Here is a 24,084-nt window from a genome sequence, read left to right on the forward strand (position 1 = left end):
ATATCAATAGACCATATTGACAGGTTGATTCGGTTTCCCGTATACAGGGTATAGCCATCCAACGGTTGCATGCAAGCCATCCAATGCATCCGGCCAATGATGGAACCAGACCGGTCCAAATCGACCTGGAGGTATGAATAGGTGAGTAAGAACGATCGCGCCGAGACGCTGCGCCGCTCGTGGGCGACTGACGGCCGGTGGAAGGGCATCGAGCGCCGGTACTCCGCCGAGGACGTCGTCCGCGTCGCAGGCAGCGTCGTCGTCGAGCATACGCTGGCGCGACTAGGCGCCGAACGCCTATGGCAGCTGCTCCACGATGAGCAGCCGACGGCCGCGCTGGGCACGCTCACCGGAAACCAGGCAGTCCAGGCCGCGCGCGCCGGGCTCAACGCAATTTACTGCAGCGGATGGCAGGTTGCCGCCGACGCCAACGTCGCGGGCCAAATGTATCCCGATCAGAGCCTCTATCCGGTCAACAGCGTTCCGATGCTGGTCGAGCGCATCAACAACGCGTTCGCTCGTCTCGATCAAATCGAATCGCTCGAGGGACGCGGCGGTGCGCATTGGTACCTGCCGATCGTTGCCGACGCCGAAGCCGGCTTCGGCGGACCGCTCAACGTGTTCGAGTTGATGAAGGCCATGATCAAAGCCGGCGCGGCCGGCGTTCACTTCGAAGATCAGCTCAGCTCGGAGAAAAAGTGCGGCCACCTCGGCGGCAAAGTGCTGATTCCGACACAGCAAGCGATTCGCCATCTGTTAGCCGCGCGTCTCGCAGCCGACGCACTCGACGTGCCGACGCTGATCGTCGCGCGCACCGACGCCGACGCGGCGACGCTGATCACCAGCGACGTCGATCCGGCGGATGGGCAGTTCCTCACTGGCGACCGGACCGCCGAAGGCTTCTACGTCACGCGTAAAGGTATCGAGCCGTGCATCGCACGCGGTCTGGCTTACGCGCCTTACGCGGATCTGGTGTGGATGGAAACCTCCGAGCCGAGCATCGAGCAAGCACGCCGTTTCGCCGAAGCCATCCACGCCAAGTATCCCGGGAAGCTGCTCGCGTACAACTGCTCGCCGTCGTTCAACTGGAAGAAAAAGCTCGACGAACAATCGATTGCGACGTTCCGCGAGCAGCTCGGCGCGATGGGTTACAAGTTCCAGTTCATCACGCTTGCGGGTTTCCACTCGCTCAACTACGGCTTCTTCTCACTCGCGCACGACTTCAAAGAGCGCGGCATGGCCGCATACGCGGAGTTCCAGCAAGCGGAGTTCGGCGGCGAAGCGCTCGGCTACACCGCAACGCGTCACCAGCGCGAAGTCGGCACCGGGTACTTCGACGAGGTCGCAACGATCGTGAGCGAAGGCCGCGCGTCGACGACGGCCTACAAAGGATCGACCGAAGCCGAACAGTTCTACGAGAACGGAAGCGCAAAGCGCGCGGTCGTCGCGTAGGCGGTACGATGAACGTCGCTCCCGCCGGCTTTCAGCTTGCGCGCGATTTACCCGAAGGTTTCGCCGAGTACTTCCTGGCGCTGCACGACCGGTTCGGCGTGGATCGCCAGCGGCTCGTCCGCGCGCGGGCCGAACGGCTAACGCGCGCTCACGAGGGCTACTTGCCGACGTACCTTCCGCAATCGGAAGGTACGCGTACGCAGTGGAAGATTGCGCTGCCCGATTGGTGCCGCGATCAACGCAACCAAATGACCGGACCGGCCGACGATGCCGAGCTGGTCGTCAAGATGCTCAACTCCGGCGCCCCCGGCGTCATGCTCGATCTCGAAGACTCGATGGCCAATACGTGGGAGCATCTCATGCTCGGCCACGAGAACATCGTTTCCGCGCTCTACGGCGAGCTGACGTACGAGGACGCAAAACGCGGCGGAACGGTGCCCATCAGGCCCAGCGATACCGTCGTGTGGAATCGCGTGCGCGGGCTGCATCTGTCGCAAGCCGGCGTTCTCGAAGACGAGATCACCAGCGCGTCGATCTTCGACTTAGCGCTCCTCACCTATCGCATCGATTACGAGCGCCTCAAGCATCCGCTCTGCATCTACATTCCAAAATCGGAATCCGCCGAGGAAGCGACGTGGTGGAAGAGCCTGTTCGACGCACTCATCCTCGCCAAAGGCTGGCAGCCGGGTTCGATTCGCTGCATGGCGCTGGTCGAATCGCACCCGATCGCGTACGAAATGGAAGAGTTTCTCTTCAACCTGCGCGACTATATCTTAGGGCTCAATCTCGGACGCTGGGATTACATGGCGAGCCTGATTCATTTCAACCTCAACGATCCCAACTGGCTGCTGCCCGACCGCAATACGATTCCCACCGACGTGCCGTTCTTTCAGCGCGTGCGCACCTTGCTTCCCGAGATCACGCACAAGCACGGCGCGCTGGCCATCGGCGGCATGACGGCGCTCTATCCCAGTCGCGAGGATCTCGAGCTCAACGAGCGCGCGCTCGCGGTGCTCGAACGCGACAAGAAAAACGAGGCGTCGTGTTTGATGGACGGCGCGTGGACCGGACATCCCGATCAGAATGCGATTGCGGTCGCCCAGTTTCCGTCACCCAATCAACTCGACAAGCGTCCTTCGCTGACCGATTATCACCCGGACCTTCGCCCGTCGCCTAAAGGCGTCGGCACGACGTCGATCGACGGCACGCGGGCGGCGGTTCGCACCGTGATTCGCTACCGTAACGGCGTCTTGGAAGGCAAGGGCGCGAGCTTGCTCGACGGCTACATGGAAGATCTCGCGACCGATCGCATCTACCGGCTGATGATCGCACAGCGGCTGCGCTATCCCGGCGAATACACGCCGAAACCGCTCGGCACGATGTTCGACGAGGAGCTCGAGCGGATCGTCCGCGAGCTGCCCAAAGACGCGAACGACGAGACGCGCGATCGGTATCGTAAGGCGCGCGAGCTTTCCGAACGCATGATCCTAACGGGGTCCTTCGACCCCACGTAAAAAAGAGCGGCATGAAGCGACGTGCCGCCCTCCGACTCACCGCCGCCGCGGCGGCAGCACCGCTCGTTCCGCGACCGGCGTTCGCGCGCCCCGCGGACGTCCGGCTGCGTCCCGGCGATCCGCGCTGGCCGGCGGGGGCTGCATGGCAAGGGCTCGCGCGAAGGCTTCGCGGACGTCTCGTCGCGCTGCACTCGCCCTTCGACACTTGCCGTAGCGCACCGAAAGGCGCGCAGTGCGCCGCGCTCTTTGAGAACGTGCGCAATCCGTACTACATCGGCGACGACCCGGCGCTCACGCAAACGCTGGGCTGGGTCGATGCATGGACGTCGCGCACGAGCGCGTACGCCGTCGAAGCGCGCGACGCTTCCGACGTCGCCGCCGCCGTAACCTTCGCGCGCGAGAACGACTTGCGGCTGGTCGTCAAAGGCGGAGGGCACAGTTACTTGGGCACGTCGAACGCTCCCGATTCGCTGCTGATCTGGACTCGCCGCATGAACGATATCGTCGTGGAAAGCGACGCGGTCACGCTCGGCGCGGGCTGCATTTGGGTACACGCCTACGACGCCGTCACCACCAAGGCGGGACGCTACGTTCAAGGCGGCGGGTGTACGACCGTCGGCGTCGCCGGACTCGTTGCGAGCGGCGGCTTCGGCAGCTTCTCCAAGCATTACGGCACCGCCGCATCGTCACTGCTCGAAGCCGAAGTGGTCACCGCCGACGGAAAGGTTCGCATAGCGAGCGCGTCGACGAACGCCGATCTGTTTTGGGCGCTCAAAGGCGGCGGCGGCGGCACGTTCGGCGTGGTGACGAAGATCAAGCTTCGCCTGCACGATCTTCCCGAGTTCTTCGGTGCCGCTGCGATGAAAATTCGCGCGTCGTCCGACGACGCGTTTGCGCGGCTGATCGCGCGTATCGTCGATTTCTACGCGGAAAATCTCTTCAACGACCATTGGGGCGAACAGATTCACATCGGATCCGACAACACCCTCGAAGTCAGCATGGTCTCGCAGGGGTTGGATCAGGCTGCCGTGCAGGCGGTGTGGAAACCGTTTCTGGATTGGATTGCGCAGAACTCGAGCGACTATTCGTTCGTATCGAAACCCATTCTCGCCGTCGCTCCGGCACGAAACTGGTGGAACGCACAGTACATCGAGCAAAACTACCCCTTTGCCATCGTACAAAACAAACTCCCGGGTTCCGCCCCAAGCGAGTTTTGGTGGCGCGGCGACGGCAGCCAGGTGGGACAGGTCTTATACGCATACGAGTCGCTCTGGCTGCCGGCGTCGCTTCTCGATGGTGAGAACCGCCAACATTTAGCCGATACGTTTTTCCAAGCGTCGCGCAGTTGGGATTTCGAGCTGCACTTCAACAAAGGTTTGGCGGGAGCACCCGCCGGCGCGATCGCCGCCTCCCGCGATACGGCCACCAATCCTGCGGTCGCATCGGCGTTTGCACTCGTCATCGCCGGCGACGGCCAGGGACCTGCGTATCCGGGCGTCCGCGGACACGAACCGGACGCGGCCGCAGCGCGCAAGAGCGCGCTTTCGGTGCGCCAATGTATGGACGGCCTGCGATCGCTGACGCCGCATCCCGGATCGTACGTGTCGGAAAGCGATTTCTTCGCCCGCGATTGGCGGCACTCGTATTGGGGCGCAAACTATGCGCGACTCGCGGCCGTCAAGAAAAAGTACGATCCCGACGGATTGTTCTACGTTCACCACGGCGTCGGATCCGAAGCGTGGAGCAGCGACGGTTTCACCAGGCTGCGGTGAGCGCCGCATTCTTTCGTGCCTTGCACACGATTACGGCGGTCGTCGTCGCGTTCGTCGCCACCTACGCTTTGTGCGTTCGGGCCGGGACAGGCCCGGCACCGGCGATTCTCTCGGCGGCGCTGTGCGTGGGGCTCATGCGGCGCCCGGACGAGCTGACGTCGAGGTCGGTCTCAAAAAAGATCGTGACGTTGCCGGTGGTCGCTCTAGCGGCGGGGCTCATCGGGCTCGCGTTTTTACGGCTGCCGTGGATGGGCGCACTGCTTTTTACCGCCGGCGTCGCGTCGTCGGTCGCACTTCGGGGCTACGGCGAACGCGGCGCGTCGATCGGGCGCGCGATCGCGCTCCCGCTGCTGACCATGCTCGTCGTACCGGTTGCGATCGATCCGCGCGCGGGCATCGCCGTTACAACGCTGCTCGTGGTTGCGGCGGCACTCGTCGCGATACTGAGTGCGGCGACGGTTGCTTACCTGACGCGTTCCGCAAGCGTACCGCAAAAGGCGCGTCCGGCGCGTAAGCCGGCCGACGGCGCGATGAGCGTGCCCGTAAAGATGGCGTGGCAAATGCTCGTCGCGCTCGCGCTCGCATTCTCGATCGGCATGACCGCATTTGCGGCGCATTGGCCGTGGGTCGTGCTGAGCGCGTTCATCGTCTGCAGCGGAGCTATTGGGCGCGGCGACGCGCTGTATAAAGCTTTGCTGCGCCTCGCCGGCGCGGTCGGTGGAACGTTTGCGGCCGCCGTCGTCGCGCACGCGAGCCTGCCTAACCCGGCAACGAACGCCGCGCTGATCTTCGTCGTCTTGTTCGCCGGCATTTGGCTGCGCCAGATGAACTACGCCTACTGGGCGGCCTGCGCCACGCTGATCTTCGCACTGCTTCAGGGGAGTCAAGCTGAAAACGAAACGTCGCTCTTCGGCCTGCGCGTGCTGTGCATTCTGATTGGCGCGCTGTGCGGCGTCGTCGCAGTGTGGTTCGTGTATCCGATTCGCACCGAGCAAGTCGTGCGCCGCCGCGTCGCCGACGCGCTGGGAGCGATGCGCGACGCACTCGGCGGGTCGGAGTTCGACCCGGAGTACCATGCCGTCGAACTCAACGTGTGGCGCCGCCGGTGCGTCTGCACCGCGCGGTGTTCGGGGCGAAGGATCCCGACGAACATCCGGCCGGTTGGATCGATCGCGCGCACGCACTGCTCGAACGCATGAAGACGCCCGATTTCGATCGCGCCGCAGCCGGCGCAGAGATGCGCAAACTGCGCGACTCGATCGCCAAGCGGCCTTAATCGCATCTAAACGTTCGCAGCGTACACTCGAACGGCATGAAATGGCGTGGGATCGCGTGCCTCTTCGTATTGGTCGCCGCCGGCTGCAACGCCGCCGGGTCAGACTACGGTGGGGGAAGTCTTCCTGCGAACCGGCCGGCTGTTGCAAAGATCGTAAGCCTGTCGCTGGCAGCCGCGCTGGATCCGTCTAACGGTTTTCCCACCTTCGTGTATGAAGGTACCTACGACGTCACGCCGACGATTCGCGTAAAACCCGGCGACTCGATCGAAGTTTTCCTCAACGACGAGCTTCCGGCGAGTAAAGGAATGGGCGACGACGTCAATCTGCATTTTCACGGACTCGGAACGTCGCCGTTAGCGCCGGCCGACGACGTTCTGACGATGCTGGCCACGCCGAATCAGACGCTGCACTACGTCGTTCCGATACCGAAAAGCCAACCGCCGGGCCTCTACTGGTATCACACGCACGTGCACGGTGAGACGAACTATCAAGTCGGCGAGGGCGGAATGAGCGGCGCCATCGTCGTCGACGGGATCGAGGCGCACCTTCCGGGACTTGCGCGCATGCGCGAAAACCTCCTGATGGTGCGCGAGCTAGGGTCGGGCGCGGGCTCGATCCGCAGACTCCCACACACGGCAAACTCCAGCCCGTGCGCGCAAACAAAAGACGCCGTGATCAGCGTCAACCGTGAGTACCGGCCGACGCTGCCGGCCGTTTCCGGTCAGCCGGCATTTTATCGCGTCGTCAACGCGACGGGACATCGCACGCTCGATCTTTCGATTGACGGAAGTCCGCTCGAAATCGTGGCGATCGACGGTTATCCGCTCGATACGTATCCCGGTGCGGCCGCCACGCGCACGGTTTCGCACTACGTATTGCCGCCGGCCGCGCGCGTGGAGTTCGTCGCCGCTACGGCCGGCCCGAGCGTGTTACGGACGCGGTGCTATTTTTCCGGACCGGTCGGCGATCCCGATCCGGCGCAGATTCTCGCCTACCTCGGCAAGGCTCGCGGCGCGGCGATCCCCGCGCACGGATCAATAAAACTCCCGCATCTCGTCGCCGGCGCGCCGCTCGATCGCGACGGACCTGCCGGAGCTCTTCCGCAACCGGTCGTGACCCGTCGCGTGAGGCTGACCGAAAACGCTAAGGGGTTTTACATCAACGGTCACGCCTATTCGCCCGAGGCGCCGCCCACGTTCGTCGTGCACACGGGAACGACGGAGCGATGGACCGTCGAGAATCTCACGCAGGAAATACACGCCTTTCATATTCATCAAGTGCATTTCGTGGTCGAGAGCATTAACGGCGCGCGCGTTGCGCATCGCCACTGGGCCGACACCGTCGTCGTTCCGTACAACGGAAACATGACGTTGCTGATGGACTTTCGCAGCCCGCTCATCCGCGGAACGTTCTTGTTCCATTGCCATATTCTCGATCACGAGGACATGGGCATGATGGCGAAGATCCAGGCGATTTAACGCGTCAGTACGTCAGCACCATCCGGAAGCGCGCGTCGCCGCTTATCATGCGGTCGAAGGCGTCCTGCGCACGCTCGATCGGCATCGTTTCGATCATCGCGCGGACACCGGCGAGAACGCTGAACTTCATCGTATCTTCCGAGTCCACATTCGTTCCGGACGGCCATCCTTTGATCGAACGGCGCCCCCCGATCAGCGCGACCGTGTCGATCGAAGCGGGTTCGGCGGCCGCACCGAGCACCAGCATCTGTCCGTCGATGCCGAGTCCGCCGATCGCGTTCTCCAGCGCCTTGGCAGACGTCGCGGTAAAGGCAATCACCTTCGCGCCGCCGAGTTTCTGCAGCGCGGCGCCGACGTCGCCCGCGTTCGAGTCGACGTAGTGATGTGCGCCCAACTGTTTGGCCAGCGGTTCTTTCTCGGCGCCGCGGGCAATCGCGACGGTTTCGAATCCCATCTTCGCAGCGTACTGGACGGCGAGGTGGCCTAAGCCGCCGATTCCGAGCACGGCGACGAGATCGCCGGGTTGCGCGTGCGTGTGCCGCAACGAGTTGTAGGTCGTAACGCCCGCACACATCAGCGGCGCCGCTTCGGCCGCGGTAAGCGCCTCGGGAATCCGCGCGAGCGCCACGGCCGGCGCGATAACGAATTCCGCGTACCCGCCGTCATAGCTAAATCCCGGAATCTGCTGGTTGGAACACGTGAAAAAGTCGCCGCGGCGGCATCGATCGCACGTGCCGTCGTGGCCGCCGTGCCAACCGACGCCCACACGATCGCCCGGTTTAAATCCAACGACGCCCTCGCCGACGGCGTCGATGACGCCGGCGATCTCGTGACCCGGGGCGCGCGGAAAGTCGATCCCCGGCCACAGATTGTTGATCGCCAGGAAATCGCTATGACAGATGCCGCACGCCTGGACGCGAATGCGTACCGACCCGTGCCGGGGCTCGGGAATCGGCAGCTCGCTTAGCTCGAGACGGTGCACGTCGGCAGATGGTACGCGCGCCGCGCGCATGGTGGCCTTCGAAGTTGCAATCGACATGGGGCCTTCAACCGTCGAGGATCTCCAGGAGTTTCGGATAGACGAGATCGGTGCGCGCGTGCGGATTGGCCGGATCGATGATGTCGTGGTTTTCGGGCAGCTTGCGCAGCTCGACGTAGGCGATCCCATTGCGGTTCCAGCCGCACCATTGGTTTGCGATTTCTTGCGTCGCCTCGTTGTTGACGGCAGGATCGCAGCGATTGACGACCGTGACGATGCGCTCGGCAAGCGGACGGCGCTCCTTGGCGGCTGCGTGCACGTCGTCGCCGATGCGCAGCGTCTGCATCAGCGCGTGCGTCGAGCAGCGCGGATAGGCCGTCACCGGACGCTGCTTAATGCCCGCGCGCGGATCCCACCAGAAGAACACGTTGGGTAGCGTTAAGAAAATGCGCGCGAACAGCCGGCTCACCGGATACGGGAGCTGCAGCAGTGCAAAATCGGGCGCGACGGGAACCGCTAACGCGACCGAACGGTACTGGCCGAAGTACGCCGCGAGCGATCCACCCATCGAGATACCGAGCAGCGCGACGCGCTCGCCGAGGCCGAAAGCAATGTCCACCGCTTCGTTCGCACTGGCCAGCAGCGTTTCGGCGGTGAGCTTTGCCAGCCGCGTCGTCAAGCGATCCTTGTCGCCGTGCTCGGGCATTCGCGGCACGAACACGTTCGCACCGGCTTTATGCACGAGCGGCGCGAGCTCGACGTATTGCGCCGGATTATTGGTGATACCGTGAAACAGGACGACCGCCAGCGGCGTCCGAGCGCCGTGGTCGAGCAGCGCGGTGCGCGCGGCCGGCAAGATGGTATCGTCGTCGAGCGCCATGAACGCCCGCGCTCGCGCGACGGCATCGTCATAGGTCGGCGCCGGATGACTCGGCGGTACCGCTACCATCATTTACCCTTCCGCCACGCGCAATCGAGCACGTGGTCGTTGACTAAACCGACGGCCTGCATGAACGCGTAGCAGATCGTCGGTCCGACGAAGCGAAAGCCGCGCTTGCGCAAATCTTTGCTCATTGCTTCCGACACAGGCGTAGATCCGGGGAGCTGCGCGCGCCGTTTCCACTTGTTGAGGATCGGTTTGCCCCCGACGAAGCCCCAAATGTAGCGATCGAAGCTTCCACATTCGTCGCGCACCTCGAGAAACACGCGCGCGTTGTCGATGGCCGACTCGATCTTCGCGCGATTGCGAATGATACCGGGATCGCGCATCAGGCGGTCGACGGCACGCGCGTTCATCTTGGCGACGCGCTCGGGATCGAATCCCAGAAACGCTTCGCGATACCGGTCGCGCTTATTCAGAATCGTCTCCCAGCTCAACCCCGCTTGCGCGCCTTCGAGAATGAGGAACTCAAAGAGCGTGCGATCGTCGTGCACGGGCCGCCCCCACTCGTTATCGTGGTACGGAATTGACAGCACCGTCGTGGCCCACGCACAGCGCTTCGGCGTCATCTCGTTTCCTCCGGATCGATGGCTCGCAGCAAGAACGGATACGCCCGCTCGGCCAGATCGCTTCGCCGTAGCGGCTCGACCACGTCGTGGGACGGCGGCATGCCGCGCAGGACCAAAAGTTCGATCAGTTCGGGATGCGTCGCGCGCCAATGACCGTAGAGCCGCCGGATCGCGCGGTTGTTGACCGTTGCTTCGCGCGCGTTGGTGACCAGCACGACTTTCCCGGCGCGCGGCGAACGCCGGCGCGCCTCGCGCAACACGCCGTTGGCGATGCGAAACGCGTGAGCGACGGCGTGCGTGGCATAACGCGGATAGCCGTGTTCGGGCTGCTGCTTGTCGCGCACCACGGGATTCCACCAGTGAAAGCGGTTTGGTATAGCCAGCATCAGCTCGGCGACGCCGCCCATCATAAAACCCGGAATGAACGATACGCCGAAGAACGGCGCGATCGCGACCGCACGGTCGATGTCGAAGTTTTGCGCGGCCCACGCCGCGAGCAAACCGCCCAGCGAAAAACCGGCGACGGTAACGCGATCGCCGAGCTCGGCCGCGATCGCAACGTATTGCGCCGTCGCTTCGTACAAATCGTCGGGCCGCAGGCGTTCCAGCGCGGGCGACAGCCGGTCGGCGTGACCGTGTCGCGGCAGACGCGGAACGATGACGTTGTGCCCGCGCTCGTAGAGATCGCGCGCGAAACGCGCGAACTGCGGCGGACTGGCGCTCATCCCGTGGAGCAGGACGATCGCCCGCGGCCGGCGCTCGTCGTGCAGGTGCGCGATGGTACGCCCTTTGTCGCCGACGGCGGCGTGATCGCGTTCGAGAAGGCGCTGGAGGCGTTGTGAAAAGGTGGCCAAGGGAACCGTCCTTAAATCTGGCTCTCAAGTGTTCCTCGAACGCGGGCGTTGGTGTCCCCGCGGTCCCCCTCCCCGGACGGGTAAACACGCGCGGCGCTATGGTGTAAACGGAATGCAGGAACTGTCGCAGCGGGCGCGCGAGCTTATCGGCGCGGAGGAACGCTACGGAGCGCACAACTATCATCCGCTCGATCTCGTCGTCGAACGAGCCGAGGGTGTTTGGCTTTGGGACGTCGACGGCAATCGCTATCTCGATTGCATCAGCGCGTATTCGGCCGTCAATCAAGGTCATTGCCACCCGCGAATCGCGGCCGCGTTAACGGATCAAGCGAAAAAAGTAACGCTCACGTCGCGTGCGATGCGCAACGAACGCATGCCGGGATTTCTGGAAAAGCTGACGCGACTGTGCGGCTATGACATGGCGCTTCCGATGAATACCGGCGTCGAAGCGGTGGAAACTGCAGTGAAGCTCGCGCGGCGCTGGGGATACGCCGTCAAAGGCATCCCGGACGGACAGGCCGAGATCATCGTCTTCTCCGACAATTTCCACGGACGCACGCTGTCGGCTATCAGCGCCAGCACGACGCCGGAATATCGTAAGGACTTTGGGCCCTACGTCCCGGGATTCGTTGCGGTTCCGTACGGCGACGCCGATGCGCTCGAGCGCGCGATCGCGCCGAATACGTGCGCGATTCTCATCGAGCCGATTCAAGGCGAAGGCGGCGTCAACGTGCCGCCCGACGGTTTCCTCAAACGTGCGTGGGCGCTGTGCCGCGAACACGACGTGCTCTTCGTCGCCGACGAGATCCAAACCGGATTCGGACGCACCGGCGACCTGTTCGCGTGCGATTACGACGGCATCAAAGCCGATATCTTGGTCGTCGGGAAAGCGCTCGCCGGCGGATTCTATCCGGTGTCGGCCGCGCTTGCCAACGAACCGCTCATGGGTTTGTTCCGTCCCGGCGAGCACGGCAGCACGTTCGGCGGAAATCCGTTGGGCTGCGCGGTAGCGGTTGCGGCCCTCGACGTCATCGTCGACGAGAAGCTCCCGTCGCGCGCTCGGTACGCCGGCGCAAAAATCATGCAGGGACTGCGCGCGATCGCATCGCCGTTGATCGAAGAAGTGCGCGGCCGCGGGCTGCTGATCGGCGTACAGATGAAGGAGCCGGCACGCTTACTCTCCGACGCGCTGCTCGCGCGCGGCGTCGCCGCCAAGGACACGCACGAGAACGTGCTGCGCATCGCACCGCCGCTGGTCATCGACGACGAAGCAATCGACTTTCTTCTCGAGCGGTTCCGGGAAGCGATCGGAACCATTACGTAAGGCGTAATACCAATTCGCGGCCGCGTTCGAACCCGAGGTTACGATAGAGCGTTTCCGCGGGTTCGCTCGCGCTCAGCCGGACGAGCGTGCAGTGCCGGGCTCGCGCCCACGCGATCGCCGCCTCCGTGAGCTCGCGGGCCACACCCCGGCGACGGTATGCCGGCCGAACGTACACCCCGGCGATGGTGGCCATCGGCCTGGCTTGAATCACCGATGTCTCGGCGATCAGTGCGCCGGCCGATGCGAAGGGCGCTCCATCTCGGTCCCGAGCCACGAACCACCCGTGCCGGCCGTCGGCCATGCCCTCCGCGAAGAAACGGGTCAGGCGCTCCCGCCAGTCCGGCACGAACCCTCCGGGGGCCATGCTCAGCTCGTCGAGCATCGCCTTCCAGCAATCGGCGAGGAACGGCGCCTCGTCGGCACGCGCGGAATCCACCATTGACAGTGACCCTCCCCGGCGTGATATGGTGTGCGGGCCGAAGTAGCGGCCCAAGCTCTCGGAGTTGGGGCTCGCTCACCGGATGCCTGCGGGCGATCCGGTCTTCACTATAGGAACGACGGCGGCGTCGTTTCAGCGGTGGGGTTGCTTCGGCGGCGCCATTTTTTATTGCTTGTAACAGGAGTAACGCACATAGCACGACCTCTCCGCGTCAACGATCAGATCCGCATTCGTTCGGTGCGCGTCATCGACGAAAACGGCGAACAACTCGGCATTCTGGCCACCGAAGACGCGCTCGCGCGCGCTCGGACGGCGGGATTGGACCTGATCGAAGTCTCGCCGACGGCACAACCGCCGGTCTGTAAGATCGCCGATTACGGCCGTCTTAAATACGAGCAGTCCAAGAAAGACAAGGACGCTCGCAAAAAGCAGCGTCACTTCGAGTTAAAGGAAGTGAAGCTGCGTCCAAAGATCGAGACGCACGACTACGAGACCAAGGCGCGCATGGCCGAACGACTGCTGCTCGACGGAAGCAAGATCAAAGTGACGATCATGTTTCGCGGTCGAGAAATAACGTATACCTCTTTCGGGCGGCGGCTGCTCGATCGGATGGCCGAAGACATGGGGCCTTTGGCAACGATCGAACGCGAGCCGCGACTCGAAGGAAAGAACATGTTCATGATTTTGGCGCCGCGCGCGACGCCAACGGGACCGCCGAAGTTCTCGCTGCATCGCGAGAAAGAAGCCAAACCCGTCGAGCGCGAAGCCGAAACGAAGGAGCCTACCAGTGCCTAAGATACGAACCCACCGCGCAACGGCCAAGCGCGTCAAGGTGACGGCGACCGGCAAAGTGCTGCATCGCCACCAGTTTAGCGGCTGCGGTCACATCCTCAGCAAAAAGACGCGCAAGCGTAAACGGAAATTCCGCAAGGATCAGCCGACGTTCAAGGGCGACCTCAAGCGCCTAGCGCCGACGATTCCGTACTTGGTGTAAGGAGGCTTCGAAAGATGGCACGCATCAAGCGCGGCGTTCACGGTTTAAAGCACCGCCGCAAAGTCATGAAGCTCGTCAAGGGCTTCCGCGCCTCCCGCCGCCGCAACTACCGCGTGGCGAACGAAGCGCTTCTCAAATCGTTGGCGTACGCGTTTCGCGACCGTCGCGTTCGCAAGCGCGACTTCCGCTCGCTGTGGATCAGCCGCATCAACGCAGCGGCGCGCCGCGAGGGTATGACGTATTCGGTGTTCATGAACGGCCTTAAGAAGTCGGGCGTGAGCCTCAATCGCAAGGCACTGGCCGATCTTGCGATCTCGGATTCGAAAGCATTCGGATCGCTGCTGAACCTCGCGAAAAAAGCCGTGGGCAAATAGCGCCGACGACCCAGTAGTCCAAAAGACCCGGCGACGCCGCCGGGTCTTTTTGCTTACTTTCCGTTGCTTTGCGCAGACCAAGGAAGCATCCGCGCCGTCGTCCAACACGCGGTCCGACCTTAGGAGTTCCGTTTGCTACCAGCGCTACGTCGATTCGGCCGCTTCACGGCCACCGCCATTCTTGCTTTGATTCTGCCCGCGTGTCACGGCTCGGCATCCGTCCTGCCGACTGCTGCCCCGTCGCACGGCGTCGCCGATAGATCGACCGGAGTCGTGGCATTCGTGATCTCGGACTACTTTCCGAAATCCGACACAAGACGGGCGCACTACTTTCCGAAAGAGACGCTGTCACTTCTCATTCGGATTGGAGATCGCGAAAGCCGCGTCCACCTGTCGCCGTTGTCGCCGCAATGTCAGATTAGTGCGACGCACATAAAATGCGTCGTAAAGGTGAACGCCGCTCAAGGCCGCACGGCGTTTACGGTCACCGCCTTGGATTATGGCGGCCAGCCTCTGGCCGCCGCGACCGGCACCGCAAACATCGGAGCGCAGACGAATATTCCGCTGACGCTTCGCGGCATTGCGGCGCGGGCCACCGTGTCGCTGAAATCCACGGCGGTGCTCGGGAAGCCCTCGAACCTCGGCCTATCGATTAACGCGTACGACGTGGACGGCGGCCTCATCGTCGGTAACGCTCCCTTCGATAAACCGCTTCAGTTAAAGAACTCCGACAAGTCCGGCGTCTTTCGTTTGAGCGATGCGACGGTTTGGGGACCCCAGAGCACCGTCGCGCTTCGATATAACGGGGGCCTCGCAAACACGAACGTTAGCATCAAGCCGCCGGACCCGACACAAGCCGTCGTGCCGGTATACCCTCAGCTCGCAGTCAAAACGTACCACGTCGGAAAGAGTACATTCAGCGGTTCGTTTCTCATACCCGGAAGCTTGACCGTGGGAACGAAAGGCGACATGGCGGTTGCGTACTATCACGGCTTCGCCACGGTTTCGCCGGCCGGACGCGTAACGCATCATTCGTCACACTTGCCCATAGCCTCGCTCGCCGCAGGCCCGGACGGCGCGTACTGGATGGGTCGGTCGAAATGCGACTTTCCGTCGAGCGACTGCAAAGTGACGTACGTGTCGCGCTTCGACGGAACGTACAGCGACGTTTCCGTATCGGCCGCTGTGACGTCGATCGTCCGGGGTCCGGACGAAAAACTCTGGGCTCTTGCCGGCAGTCCAGAGACGGTGTTTGCGATCGACGCGGCAGGCACCGTCCAAACGTACGCCGTCCCCGATACGATCAGCCTACGAACGAGCAATGTCGTGGCGCCTGCCGACGGCAACGTTTGGTTTTACGACCGGGGCGGCAGCATCGGCAATAGTTCCGACCGCTTCGTCGTCGTTGCTCCGGATGGACGAATGACGCCGATCGACGTTCGCGGATCCGATCCAGGAGCTCTCGCTTTATCTCCCGACAAAAAGACGATTTGGGTTCCCGAGAGTTTTTACGGCGGAATCGGGAAGATGGAAGTCGCGACGCGCAAATTTCAGACAATCCCCAACGTACCGATTCAATTTAGCGGCAACGTCATTCCGGCGGCCGCGAGCGCTGTCGGCCTGTGGGTGGAAGTTCAGCGGCCACGCTACACACTGCCGTATGAAGTATTTCTCGGCTTTGTGCGACCTGACGGCTCCGTCGCTTATGTTGGAGTGCCCACCTCCAAAGAGGTGTCCGAGATTACATCGTTATGCTTCGCGGCCGATGGAAGGCTGTGGTTCGCCACCGACACGGCAGTCGGCACCATTTCTTTAGGAAAGTAGTATGATACGCCGTTTTGCGTTTGTTTTAGCCTCGCTTGCACTGATTTCGTGCGGGTCGAAAGCCGTCCCGGCCGCGCCCGAGCAACCGTTCGGCGCGAGCCTACTGACGCCGCGCGGAAGCGCAACGGCGTCGTTATCGTTTCCGATTCCGTCGAGCGATGCGACCAATGGGTTTATTCCGAGCGAAACGGCGGCCGTCGAGGTGTCGATCCACGGCGTCTCCGCATACCAATCCGGAGCAGTTGAGGGTACAACCACGTTTTCGGCCACGTTTCCCGTTCCGTCCGGAACGGATCAGTTCGACATCTACTTGGTCGATCTCGTCGGCCACGAGCTGGCCCATGCCGGCACCACGCAAAGCATGCCGGCAGGAAAGACGACGAAATTGCGTGCGGTCTTTCACGGCGTCGTGAATCAGGTTCAGGCCAATCTCGACCTCAATCCACCGGTGGGCACGAACAAGACCGTGCCGTTCACAATCACGGCGAAGGACGCCGCCGGCGACACCATTTCCGGACCGGTACCCTACGATAAGCCCCTCTACGTGTCTCAGAAAACCATCAGTGCAGAGGTGAAGCTCGAAGGATCTCGATTCGTGAGCCCGGGCGATACGCTGCACGTCGCCTACAACGGGCGGCTAATGACGGCACCGGTCGACATTGCGTTTTCCGCGCCGACCAGCAGCGGATCGTACGGAACTCGTCCGCTTTCGTTTCTGGCTCAGGCTTACACAACGTTTAGCGTGAAGGGATACATTCAAGACATTGCCGTCGCGCCCGACCACGTGCTTTGGTTCGGCGCTTGCGGAGGCAATTCGGACGGCTGCGAAATCGGCAACGTCGATACCGCCGGCCGCGTACATAAGGTCGCAAGGGTTCACTACGTGCAGAACCTTATCGTTGGACCGGACCGCAACGTTTGGTTCACCGAAGGTGAGAACATACGTGGCGAAAAGGGACCGACCGTCGGGAGAGTGACTCCGAGCGGCCAGGTGACGCAATACCTCATTCGCCCCACGGGCATACATAGGGCGTTTGGAACGTACGCGATAACGACTGGTCCCGACGGCAATATTTGGTTTACGGAGTTCAACGCCGTCGACCGTATAACGACCAAAGGCAAGATAACCTCATTTCCGACTACTGCCGAGCTTCGGACGACCTCCATGGTTGCGGGAAGCGACGGAAAGATCTACTTTGACGTTTGGGAATGGTCTGTCGGGTCGTGCGATATGAAAGGTCACATCAGCTTTTACGGCAGCGAAAAGCAGCCGTTAGGCGCACCGCTGGTGTGGAACGACGGCGAGCTTTTGGTTGCTCGGGGGCCGTGGGTGCTTACCGAAGCGGGATCGATTCATCATCTCCGGCTTCAAGACGCTTCCATTATGACCAGCGGCCCAAGCGGGACGGTCGTCGGCGCCGGGGTTGCGCAGGGAAGCGGCCTCTACGGGATTCAAGTTTCGAAATTAGCGCGCGCGACGCTGAAAGGAAAAACGTACCCGGAGATTTCGGCGTATAATGCCAACGAAGCGCTCACGAACGTCGTTGCCGATACCAACGGCTATTTTTGGGCCGCGAGCAGAACCGTCACCGAGAACGGCGCCATCGTTCGCTTCCGGTACGATCCGTAGGAGCTGGTACGGACGCTTCCCCGTGGAGCGACCAACGAAACGATATCCATGTTGAATCTGCGCATGCTTTGGGAAAATTCGGGCTATGAGATTAGCGGTTATCAGCACGCTCGCCTTCGCCCTCGCTACGAGCATCCCGGCGTGGTCGGCAGTCAGTTCCGACGACGCGTCGTTCGTCCAAACGGCGCAGCACGACGCGCTCGGCCAGTATGCTCTTGCGTCGCTCGCGCGAGGTAAAGCGCAGAGCCCCGCCGCGAAAACCCTCGCGGTTCAGATCGCCACCAACGCCACGCAAGCGAACGATTTCATCAGGGAGTACGCAAAGACGCACGCCGTCACGTTAGACAATCAGCCCAGCACCCGCGCCGACAACCAATACAGCAACATTTCGTCGGACAAGGGACCGCAGTTCGATAAAGAGTTCGGCAACGCCATCTACATCGATTCGAATATCTCGCTCGACGCCTATCAGGACGAGGCGGCTCACGGAAGCGATCCGGCTTTGCGCGCCTTCGCGAAGAAGCAGCTCGCTGCGTACGAGCAGTTCTCGAAGACCGCACAGAAGCTCTCGCCGCAGTAGGTAACCCTTCGTATCGACCCTCGCCCGGGGCGGCGCTCATCCGAGCGACCGCCTCAAGGCGTTCCTTTAGGATGGTCGAACGCAGCGCGAAATGGTCGACTCGGGCGGAACCGGTGAAGAACCGCTTGCGGACGGCTTTGCCGCGCACGAGCCGTGGGCGTTCGAGGAAGCCTATCGCCGTTACGGCCATCTGCTCTACTCGACGGCGTACAACGTCCTCGGGAACGCCGACGACGCCGCGGACTGCGTGCACGACGCATTGGCGCGCGTTTGGCGCTCGCGTAACGCCTACTCGCGCGCGCGAGGCGCGCTGCGCAGCTTTCTTACCGTCTGCGTCCGCAACGAAGCGATTTCCCGGCGCCGCGCTCAATCGCGCCGGCTTCGCCTGGCCGATCGATTGGCGGCCGAACCCGTCGAACACGCCGAATTACAAGCCGGCGATCCGATCGAGCGCGACCGGCTGCGAACCGCGATGACGCAGCTTTCCGACGACCAGCGCTTACCGCTGCAGCTGGCGTACTACGAAGGCAAAACGCACACGGAGATCGCGCAGGAGCTGCAGATCCCGCTGGGCACGATCAAGAGTCGCATCGCCATCGGCTTACGCAAGCTCTCGGCGGCGCTTGGAGGTGCGCGCGAATGAGCGAGTTCGAACACCTCGACGAAGCGGCGGATCTCTACGCGATCGGCGCACTCGAGGACGCGCAACGCGAAGCGATCGACCGGCACGTCGCGCGCTGCGACGAATGCGCGCGCATCCTCGCGGCGGCGGAGGATCGCGTTGCCGTGCTGGCCGCAGCCGAGGCGCAGCATGCGCCGCCCCCGCAGCTCGAGCGCCGCGTCGTTTCGCTGGTGCGACGTGAGCCCTCGCGGCTGCGCGCGTTGATTCCGGCAATCGCTGCCGCCCTCATCGTCGGCCTATTACCTTCGGCCTACTTCTGGCAACAGAACCAAGCCATGCACGCTGCAATGGTCGCCGAGAGCGACGCGATGAACCGCCTCGCGTTAATGCCGCATCGCTCCGCAGCCTTCACGCAAATGAGCAGCGGCTCGGCTGCTAAGGTCATGTACGCGCCCGACGGATCGTGGTACGTCGTTTTCGTGCGCGGCGCGTCCAAAGCGCTCTCGGTTGCTTGGATGCACGACGGTCAGCGCACCATGCTGGGCACCGCAACTCCTCATGGCCAAGTTGCCATGCTCTACCTTCCGAGGAGCCATCGCATGGACCAATTGGCCTTAATGGACGGAGAACGCGTCGTTGCCGAGGCACAGCTCGCCTACTAGTCTAATCACCGAACTTATGAAACGCTGGGTTTGTGCATTGGCGGCGTGCGCGGCAGTGTCCGCGCCGGCGGAGGCGCAACGGCCCAACTCGCCCAGCTCGCCCACCCCGCCGGCGTTCACGAGCGCGATGGCCGCGTGGATCGATCGGCTGGGCAAGTTTGAAATCCAGTCCCAACGCACGCCCGGCCTCGCGATCGGCGTTGCCGAGGAAGGGCGCATCGTCTACGCGCGCGGCTTCGGCTCGGCAAACGTTTCCGCCAACGTTCCCTTCGGTCCGGACACGGAATCGTACGTCGGCGGCGTTTCGATGCAGTTCGTCGCGGCCGCTTTGTTGATGCTCGAACAAGACGGCAAACTCAAACTCGGCGACAAGATCGTCAAATACTTGCCCGATTTCACGGTTGCCGGCGATGCCACCATCGCTCAGCTGCTCGCGCAGACGTCCGGTCTTCCGGACTACACGCGAGCGCGCGGCATCAATCTCGACCCGACGCACGAGACGAAAATCTCCGATCTGCTGGCTGCGGTCAACAAACTCAGTCCTTCGGCCGCGCCGGGATCGGCGTATGCGCCGAACGACCTCAACTACATCGTCGCCGCGACGATCGTCGAACGCGTCAGCGGCGTTCCGATCTCGGATTTCTTGCAGCAGCGAATTTTCTTGCCGCTCGTGATGAACCATACGTTCTTGGCGGGAGATAGCGGGATCGCCGACTCTCACGCCGCCGGTTACACGTACTCGCCCGACGGCAAGTTCGTTCCCGTGCGTTCGTGGGATCGCACTTGGCTATACGGCGGCCGCAGCGTCGTCTCGACGATCTACGACTTGGCGAAGTGGGATATCGAGATGCCGATTCTGCTGCGCGTCGACGCCGTGCGCGCGATGTTTAGCCCAGGCAACGTTCCCGGACAGACGCAGTACGGCATGGGCTGGGTAATCGACCGCCGCGGCGGTAAGCTTTTTACGTGGTACGACGGCGAGATCGCCGGCTATCGGTCGATGAACGCGCTGCTGCCCGACGATCACATCGCCGTTATCGTCCTGACCAACGCCGATTCGTTCAAAGGCGGCCACATCGCCGACCCGCGTGCGATCGCGGCGCGCATTCTCGACCAAATCGATCCGCCGACGCGCGCGCAGCTCGATAACGCCGTCGTCTCGCGGGCAAGGGAATGGCTGGCGCGTTTAGCCCAAAGGCAAATCGATCGCACGCAGCTCACGGCGGATTTCAGCGCCTACCTGACCGACTCGCTGATAGCGCGCGAAAATTTCGCCGCGCTCGGAAGGCTGCAATCGATCGTGCCGATCGCGAGCTCGACCGATTCCACCGGCGACACGACGTACGAGTTTCTCGTCCGATACCCGCACGACGTGCAATATCATTACAAGTTCGGGATTACCAAAGACAACAAAATCGACCTCATAGAGCTCGCGGCCTAACAATAGGAAAGATGAGCTGCTTCTAAGCAACCGGCGACTCGGATCGATTTTTTATCTAGGTTGGTTTAGTCGTCGCCTTCGGCGATTCGGCGGCCAGTAGCTTCGACGACTTTTCCTAGCATCGTTACGGATTCCGCACGCGTCGCGTTGCTGAACATGTAACGTAGACGCTCGTCCGCGTCCTCTACGATCAACACCGCTCTACGCCCCGAGCGAATAGACGTTATCAGCGAGTTTAAATACGCTTCGTCTTCTGGGGCGAGCATCGAGTCTGCGCCGTCACGAGGCGGATCCAGCAACCGCTTAAGGACGGCGTCGATGTCGCGAGGTATTTCCACGACTTCCTCCAAGACCGATTCCCCGCGCCTGTAGGTACTACAGACCGGTGGTAACCCGTAAACTACATATCGACCGAAGCCCCTCGCGATTTCACCTGATTGCTTTCCGTCCACGCAAGGGCTAGAACGGTCTTCATATCGGCGATTTCCCCTTGGGCAACCAAGCGCCAAGCCGCATCCCGCGTGAACGTCGCAACCTCGATACGCTCGTCGTCATCGAGCATCTGTTCGCCCGCCGCCAGCTCGTGCGCAACGAAGAAATGCATAATTTCGGTGCAGAAGCCGGGCGTCGCGTAGAGCGACCCGAGCGGGCGCATGCGCCCGGCCCGGTAGCCGGTCTCCTCCGCGAGCTCGCGAGCCGCCCCGGCCGCCGGCTCCTCGCCGAGCTCGGCCGTGCCGGCCGGCAGCTCCCACAGGGCCTTCGAGACGGCGTGACGGTACTGGCGCACCAGGACCACTTCGTCTGGGCTGGGCATCGCGAGCACCGTAAACGAGCCGGGATGTTCGACGACGTCGATTCGGTGCTCGGCGCCGTCGGGATAGCGAATTCTGTCGATGCGGACGTTAAAAACGCGCCCTTCGAAAACGCGCTCGCTGCGCAGCACTTCGGGTCTCTCGTCCATCGGCGCAGTGTTGGCGGGAGCGCTGCGTCTCGCCTCGTACTTCGATGACGATGCGGCAACAGCGCTCGTCGGTATTGGTGGAGATCGGATGGCTCGCGTATTTCTTCGCGATTTTCGTCGCGTTGGTGTACGCGGCGGTCCTCTTCGTGGTGCCGCATCACTTCAACGACAAGGTCGCGATTACGCTAGCCGGCTTGATCGCCGGCGTCGTCATGATTGCGACCCGCGCGTGGGTAACCGCGCGCAAGACGCGGTAATTCGTGCCCGTACGGCTAGGCGTTCACGCCGATCGCTTGACTGCGGTACGCGCGCTGCTCGCCGCCAAACGACGCCGCCAGAGCGGGCGGTTTACGTTCGAGGGCTCGACCCTGCTGCGCGAAGCGCACGCCAACGGCTTTCCCATCGAAGCGATCTACGCTACGCAGGAAGCTTACGACTCCGAGCCGCTCGTGGCGCAACTCGAAGCCGCGGGAACCGCGACGTTCGTCGTCGAGCCGCGCAGCGCGCAGAAGATTTCCGATCTCGAAACGCCGCCGGGAATCGTCGCGGTGAGCCCGATGAAATTTGCAACGCTCGACGAGATCTTCGGTGACGACGGCGTCGTGCTGATCTTGGCCGATCTCAACGATCCCGGCAACACCGGAACGCTGCTGCGCACGGCCGACGCGTTCGCCTGCCGCGGAGCGGTCGCCGGGACGAGCGGCACCGACCCGTACCATCCGAAGGTCGTGCGCGCGGCCATGGGGGCGATCTTCCGCCTGCGGGTCGCCGTGGCAGAACCCGCCGACGTCGCCCGTGCGGCCAAAGCGGGGCGGTACGAGTTAGCCGGCCTCGCGGCCCAGGGCGAGCCCTTCGGCGCCTCGGCGCTCCCCGCGCGCCTGGCGCTGGGGGTCGGCAACGAACGCCACGGTCTGGGCCGCTGGGAGGCAATCCTGGACCGCCGCCTGGCCATTCCGATACGAAGTGAAGCCGAGAGCCTCAACGCTGCCGTAGCCGGGTCAATCGGCCTGTATGAAGCGGTTAAGCTACGCGGGGGTCCCCTTGCTCGTTGAGGCCTTCAATTGGGGCTGTCAAGACAGTGTCCAGAGGCCAAAAAGTCAAGACTACCGGCGCTAAAAGTCGCATGTTATACTCGCAGCATTCCGCGATAGGGTCCACCCCTGTAAGGAGACCGAGCGCACATGACCTCCAACCTCTTCTGGAAGCTTTTCGCCCAGACGGGCTCAATCGACGCCTACCTCGCCTACAGACATCTACACCCAGCGCCAAGCCCGACCTGAGCACGCGGAGAAAATCTAAACTCGTTTAGGAGACGCCCGGTAGAGTAGAGAATACCGGGCGTCTTCAATTCCATATTCATAGATGAGCGAATTAACAGAAAAACTCGACGATCTTCATCGCCGCTTCGAAGTCGCTTTGACCGCAGCTTCGGACGAGCGCGCTTTGGAGGATGCCCGCATCGAGTTTCTCGGCCGCAGCGGCCACGTGACGCTCCTGCGGCGTGCCATCGGATCGCTGCCGGCGGCGGAGCGCCCCGGCGCCGGAAAGACGATCAACGACGCGGTCGCGACTATGGAGGCCGCGCTCGCAAAGGCGCAGATGCGTCTGCAGGATCGCGCCTTCGAAGCCGAACTCGCCGCCAACATCGACGTGACGTTTCCCTCGATCCTTCCGGCTGCGGGCGCCATTCATCCGATCCGCCGGATCACCGAAGACGTGTGCGCGTATTTTGCGCGTCACGGTTTTGCGATCGTGCTCGGTCCGGAGGTCGAACCCGACTACTATAACTTCGACGCGCTCAACATTCCGGCCGATCATCCGGCGCGCGAGGGCTTCGATTCGTTCTGGCTCAGCAACGCGCTGCTGTTACGCCCGCACACGTCGCCGATGCAAATTCGAACGATGCAGCAGCATAAACCGCCGGTCGCGATCTTGGCACCGGGCAAGTGTTACCGCCGCGACGCAGTCGACGCGCGCCACTCGTTCCAGTTCCATCAAATCGAAGGGCTGCTCGTCGCCGAGGACGTCCACTTCGGCCATCTCAAAGGGATGCTCACCGGCATGTGCCGCGCGCTCTTCGGACCCGAACAAAGCGTGCGTTTCCGCCCGTCGTTCTTTCCGTTTACCGAGCCGAGCGCCGAAGTCGACACGACTTGTCCTCGCTGCAAAGGCATGGCCGCGCAATGCGGCATGTGCGGCGGATCGGGTTGGATCGAGCTGGGCGGCTCCGGCATGGTTCATCCGAACGTGCTGCGCGAGGTCGGATACGATCCCGACCGCTATTCCGGCTGGGCGTTTGGTTTCGGCGTGGAGCGCTTGGGCTTGACGCGTTACGAGGTCGACGACATCCGCCGCTTCGTCAACAGCGACCCCGATTTCTTACGGCAGCTGCAGTAAT

The 24,084-nt window shown here is 62.7% G+C and carries 24 protein-coding genes; 18 read left to right on the plus strand and 6 right to left on the minus strand.

Features of this window, described 5'->3' with window-relative positions; genetic code table 11:
• The first annotated feature begins 141 nt into the window (after positions 1–141).
• The 5 genes from aceA (at position 142) to VGG89_08730 (ending at position 7,493) form a co-directional block, all read left to right on the plus strand.
• Complete coding sequence (gene aceA, locus VGG89_08710; GenBank protein HEY1976612.1) at positions 142–1,452, plus strand: isocitrate lyase; 1,311 nt, start codon at positions 142–144, stop codon at positions 1,450–1,452.
• A gap of 8 nt (positions 1,453–1,460) precedes the next feature.
• Positions 1,461–2,966: a hypothetical protein gene (locus VGG89_08715; GenBank protein ID HEY1976613.1), complete on the plus strand. Its 1,506-nt coding sequence runs from the start codon at positions 1,461–1,463 to the stop codon at positions 2,964–2,966.
• 11 nt (positions 2,967–2,977) lie between these two features.
• A complete protein-coding gene (locus VGG89_08720) occupies positions 2,978–4,738 on the plus strand; it encodes an FAD-binding oxidoreductase (GenBank protein HEY1976614.1) in 1,761 nt (586 codons plus the stop codon).
• Positions 4,705–5,937 (plus strand): FUSC family protein, encoded by a 1,233-nt coding sequence (locus tag VGG89_08725; GenBank protein HEY1976615.1) that lies wholly within the window; start codon positions 4,705–4,707, stop codon positions 5,935–5,937. The genes VGG89_08720 and VGG89_08725 overlap by 34 nt, the downstream gene beginning before the upstream one ends.
• A gap of 113 nt (positions 5,938–6,050) precedes the next feature.
• Positions 6,051–7,493, plus strand: coding sequence for a multicopper oxidase domain-containing protein (locus VGG89_08730; protein HEY1976616.1), 1,443 nt, complete (start codon positions 6,051–6,053; stop codon positions 7,491–7,493).
• 4 nt (positions 7,494–7,497) lie between these two features.
• Here VGG89_08730 and VGG89_08735 read toward each other — a convergent pair whose 3' ends face one another.
• Genes VGG89_08735 through VGG89_08750 form a run of 4 tightly spaced genes read right to left on the minus strand, consistent with a single transcriptional unit; the run spans position 7,498 to position 10,835 of the window.
• Positions 7,498–8,532, minus strand: a complete 1,035-nt coding sequence (locus VGG89_08735; GenBank protein ID HEY1976617.1) for an alcohol dehydrogenase — start codon at positions 8,530–8,532, stop codon at positions 7,498–7,500.
• A 7-nt stretch (positions 8,533–8,539) separates the two neighbouring features.
• Positions 8,540–9,424, minus strand: a complete 885-nt coding sequence (locus VGG89_08740) for an alpha/beta fold hydrolase (protein HEY1976618.1) — start codon at positions 9,422–9,424, stop codon at positions 8,540–8,542.
• Positions 9,421–9,981 carry a DNA-3-methyladenine glycosylase I gene (locus VGG89_08745; protein HEY1976619.1) on the minus strand — a complete coding sequence of 187 codons (561 nt, stop codon included), beginning with the start codon at positions 9,979–9,981 and terminating at the stop codon, positions 9,421–9,423. The genes VGG89_08740 and VGG89_08745 overlap by 4 nt, the downstream gene beginning before the upstream one ends.
• A complete protein-coding gene (locus VGG89_08750; protein ID HEY1976620.1) occupies positions 9,978–10,835 on the minus strand; it encodes an alpha/beta fold hydrolase in 858 nt (285 codons plus the stop codon). The genes VGG89_08745 and VGG89_08750 overlap by 4 nt, the downstream gene beginning before the upstream one ends.
• 112 nt (positions 10,836–10,947) lie before the next feature.
• On the opposite strand from VGG89_08750, the gene rocD reads away from it, so the two are divergent.
• Positions 10,948–12,159, plus strand: a complete 1,212-nt coding sequence (gene rocD / locus VGG89_08755; protein ID HEY1976621.1) for an ornithine--oxo-acid transaminase — start codon at positions 10,948–10,950, stop codon at positions 12,157–12,159.
• On the opposite strand, the gene VGG89_08760 is transcribed toward rocD, so the two are convergent.
• Positions 12,152–12,598 carry a GNAT family N-acetyltransferase gene (locus tag VGG89_08760; protein ID HEY1976622.1) on the minus strand — a complete coding sequence of 149 codons (447 nt, stop codon included), beginning with the start codon at positions 12,596–12,598 and terminating at the stop codon, positions 12,152–12,154. The two genes, rocD and VGG89_08760, sit on opposite strands and share 8 nt — an antisense overlap.
• Positions 12,599–12,736: 138 nt before the next feature.
• On the opposite strand from VGG89_08760, the gene infC reads away from it, so the two are divergent.
• The 9 genes from infC (at position 12,737) to VGG89_08805 (ending at position 20,725) form a co-directional block, all read left to right on the plus strand.
• Positions 12,737–13,393: a translation initiation factor IF-3 gene (infC, locus tag VGG89_08765; GenBank protein ID HEY1976623.1), complete on the plus strand. Its 657-nt coding sequence runs from the start codon at positions 12,737–12,739 to the stop codon at positions 13,391–13,393.
• Entirely contained in the window at positions 13,386–13,592 is a 207-nt protein-coding gene (gene rpmI, locus VGG89_08770; protein ID HEY1976624.1) for a 50S ribosomal protein L35, read from the plus strand. The genes infC and rpmI overlap by 8 nt, the downstream gene beginning before the upstream one ends.
• Before the next feature lie 14 nt (positions 13,593–13,606).
• Entirely contained in the window at positions 13,607–13,966 is a 360-nt protein-coding gene (gene rplT / locus VGG89_08775) for a 50S ribosomal protein L20 (protein ID HEY1976625.1), read from the plus strand.
• 132 nt (positions 13,967–14,098) lie between these two features.
• The gene (locus VGG89_08780) at positions 14,099–15,790 is read left to right on the plus strand and encodes a two-component regulator propeller domain-containing protein (GenBank protein HEY1976626.1); all 1,692 of its coding nucleotides are present in this window, start codon (positions 14,099–14,101) and stop codon (positions 15,788–15,790) included.
• Between the two features lies 1 nt (position 15,791).
• Positions 15,792–17,420 (plus strand): hypothetical protein, encoded by a 1,629-nt coding sequence (locus VGG89_08785; GenBank protein HEY1976627.1) that lies wholly within the window; start codon positions 15,792–15,794, stop codon positions 17,418–17,420.
• Between the two features lie 85 nt (positions 17,421–17,505).
• On the plus strand, positions 17,506–18,000 hold the full coding sequence (locus VGG89_08790) for a DUF4142 domain-containing protein (GenBank protein HEY1976628.1): 495 nt from the start codon (positions 17,506–17,508) through the stop codon (positions 17,998–18,000).
• A 91-nt stretch (positions 18,001–18,091) separates the two neighbouring features.
• Positions 18,092–18,643, plus strand: a complete 552-nt coding sequence (locus tag VGG89_08795) for a sigma-70 family RNA polymerase sigma factor (GenBank protein HEY1976629.1) — start codon at positions 18,092–18,094, stop codon at positions 18,641–18,643.
• Positions 18,640–19,284 carry a hypothetical protein gene (locus VGG89_08800; GenBank protein ID HEY1976630.1) on the plus strand — a complete coding sequence of 215 codons (645 nt, stop codon included), beginning with the start codon at positions 18,640–18,642 and terminating at the stop codon, positions 19,282–19,284. The genes VGG89_08795 and VGG89_08800 overlap by 4 nt, the downstream gene beginning before the upstream one ends.
• A gap of 16 nt (positions 19,285–19,300) precedes the next feature.
• The gene (locus VGG89_08805) at positions 19,301–20,725 is read left to right on the plus strand and encodes a serine hydrolase domain-containing protein (protein HEY1976631.1); all 1,425 of its coding nucleotides are present in this window, start codon (positions 19,301–19,303) and stop codon (positions 20,723–20,725) included.
• Between the two features lie 400 nt (positions 20,726–21,125).
• Here the strand turns inward: VGG89_08805 and VGG89_08810 are convergent, their stop codons facing one another.
• The gene (locus VGG89_08810; protein ID HEY1976632.1) at positions 21,126–21,686 is read right to left on the minus strand and encodes an NUDIX hydrolase; all 561 of its coding nucleotides are present in this window, start codon (positions 21,684–21,686) and stop codon (positions 21,126–21,128) included.
• Positions 21,687–21,730: 44 nt separating this feature from the next.
• Here VGG89_08810 and VGG89_08815 point away from each other — a divergent pair, with 44 nt between their 5' ends.
• The 3 genes from VGG89_08815 to pheS all read left to right on the plus strand — a co-directional run bounded on the left by VGG89_08815 (position 21,731) and on the right by pheS (position 24,083).
• Positions 21,731–21,943, plus strand: a complete 213-nt coding sequence (locus tag VGG89_08815; protein HEY1976633.1) for a hypothetical protein — start codon at positions 21,731–21,733, stop codon at positions 21,941–21,943.
• 3 nt (positions 21,944–21,946) lie between these two features.
• Entirely contained in the window at positions 21,947–22,738 is a 792-nt protein-coding gene (locus VGG89_08820; protein HEY1976634.1) for an RNA methyltransferase, read from the plus strand.
• Positions 22,739–23,048: 310 nt separating this feature from the next.
• The gene (pheS, locus tag VGG89_08825) at positions 23,049–24,083 is read left to right on the plus strand and encodes a phenylalanine--tRNA ligase subunit alpha (protein HEY1976635.1); all 1,035 of its coding nucleotides are present in this window, start codon (positions 23,049–23,051) and stop codon (positions 24,081–24,083) included.
• The last annotated feature ends 1 nt before the right edge of the window (position 24,084 follow it).

It is taken from the genome of Candidatus Baltobacteraceae bacterium (assembly GCA_036488875.1).
In the GTDB taxonomy this organism is placed as follows: Bacteria; Vulcanimicrobiota; Vulcanimicrobiia; order Vulcanimicrobiales; family Vulcanimicrobiaceae; genus JAFAHZ01.

What these genes read in the sequence shown, in the direction of transcription:
- VGG89_08745 (HEY1976619.1), bottom strand. Translation starts at nt 9,981, where the DNA reads ATGACGCCGAAGCGCTGTGCGTGGGCCACGACGGTGCTGTCAATTCCG.
- VGG89_08800 (HEY1976630.1), top strand. Translation starts at nt 18,640, where the DNA reads ATGAGCGAGTTCGAACACCTCGACGAAGCGGCGGATCTCTACGCGATC.
- VGG89_08810 (HEY1976632.1), bottom strand. Translation starts at nt 21,686, where the DNA reads ATGGACGAGAGACCCGAAGTGCTGCGCAGCGAGCGCGTTTTCGAAGGG.
- VGG89_08790 (HEY1976628.1), top strand. Translation starts at nt 17,506, where the DNA reads ATGAGATTAGCGGTTATCAGCACGCTCGCCTTCGCCCTCGCTACGAGC.
- VGG89_08730 (HEY1976616.1), top strand. Translation starts at nt 6,051, where the DNA reads ATGAAATGGCGTGGGATCGCGTGCCTCTTCGTATTGGTCGCCGCCGGC.
- pheS (HEY1976635.1), top strand. Translation starts at nt 23,049, where the DNA reads ATGAGCGAATTAACAGAAAAACTCGACGATCTTCATCGCCGCTTCGAA.
- VGG89_08805 (HEY1976631.1), top strand. Translation starts at nt 19,301, where the DNA reads ATGAAACGCTGGGTTTGTGCATTGGCGGCGTGCGCGGCAGTGTCCGCG.
- VGG89_08735 (HEY1976617.1), bottom strand. Translation starts at nt 8,532, where the DNA reads ATGTCGATTGCAACTTCGAAGGCCACCATGCGCGCGGCGCGCGTACCA.
- rplT (HEY1976625.1), top strand. Translation starts at nt 13,607, where the DNA reads ATGGCACGCATCAAGCGCGGCGTTCACGGTTTAAAGCACCGCCGCAAA.
- VGG89_08740 (HEY1976618.1), bottom strand. Translation starts at nt 9,424, where the DNA reads ATGATGGTAGCGGTACCGCCGAGTCATCCGGCGCCGACCTATGACGAT.
- VGG89_08760 (HEY1976622.1), bottom strand. Translation starts at nt 12,598, where the DNA reads ATGGTGGATTCCGCGCGTGCCGACGAGGCGCCGTTCCTCGCCGATTGC.
- VGG89_08720 (HEY1976614.1), top strand. Translation starts at nt 2,978, where the DNA reads ATGAAGCGACGTGCCGCCCTCCGACTCACCGCCGCCGCGGCGGCAGCA.
- VGG89_08715 (HEY1976613.1), top strand. Translation starts at nt 1,461, where the DNA reads ATGAACGTCGCTCCCGCCGGCTTTCAGCTTGCGCGCGATTTACCCGAA.
- VGG89_08815 (HEY1976633.1), top strand. Translation starts at nt 21,731, where the DNA reads ATGACGATGCGGCAACAGCGCTCGTCGGTATTGGTGGAGATCGGATGG.
- rocD (HEY1976621.1), top strand. Translation starts at nt 10,948, where the DNA reads ATGCAGGAACTGTCGCAGCGGGCGCGCGAGCTTATCGGCGCGGAGGAA.
- VGG89_08795 (HEY1976629.1), top strand. Translation starts at nt 18,092, where the DNA reads ATGGTCGACTCGGGCGGAACCGGTGAAGAACCGCTTGCGGACGGCTTT.
- VGG89_08785 (HEY1976627.1), top strand. Translation starts at nt 15,792, where the DNA reads ATGATACGCCGTTTTGCGTTTGTTTTAGCCTCGCTTGCACTGATTTCG.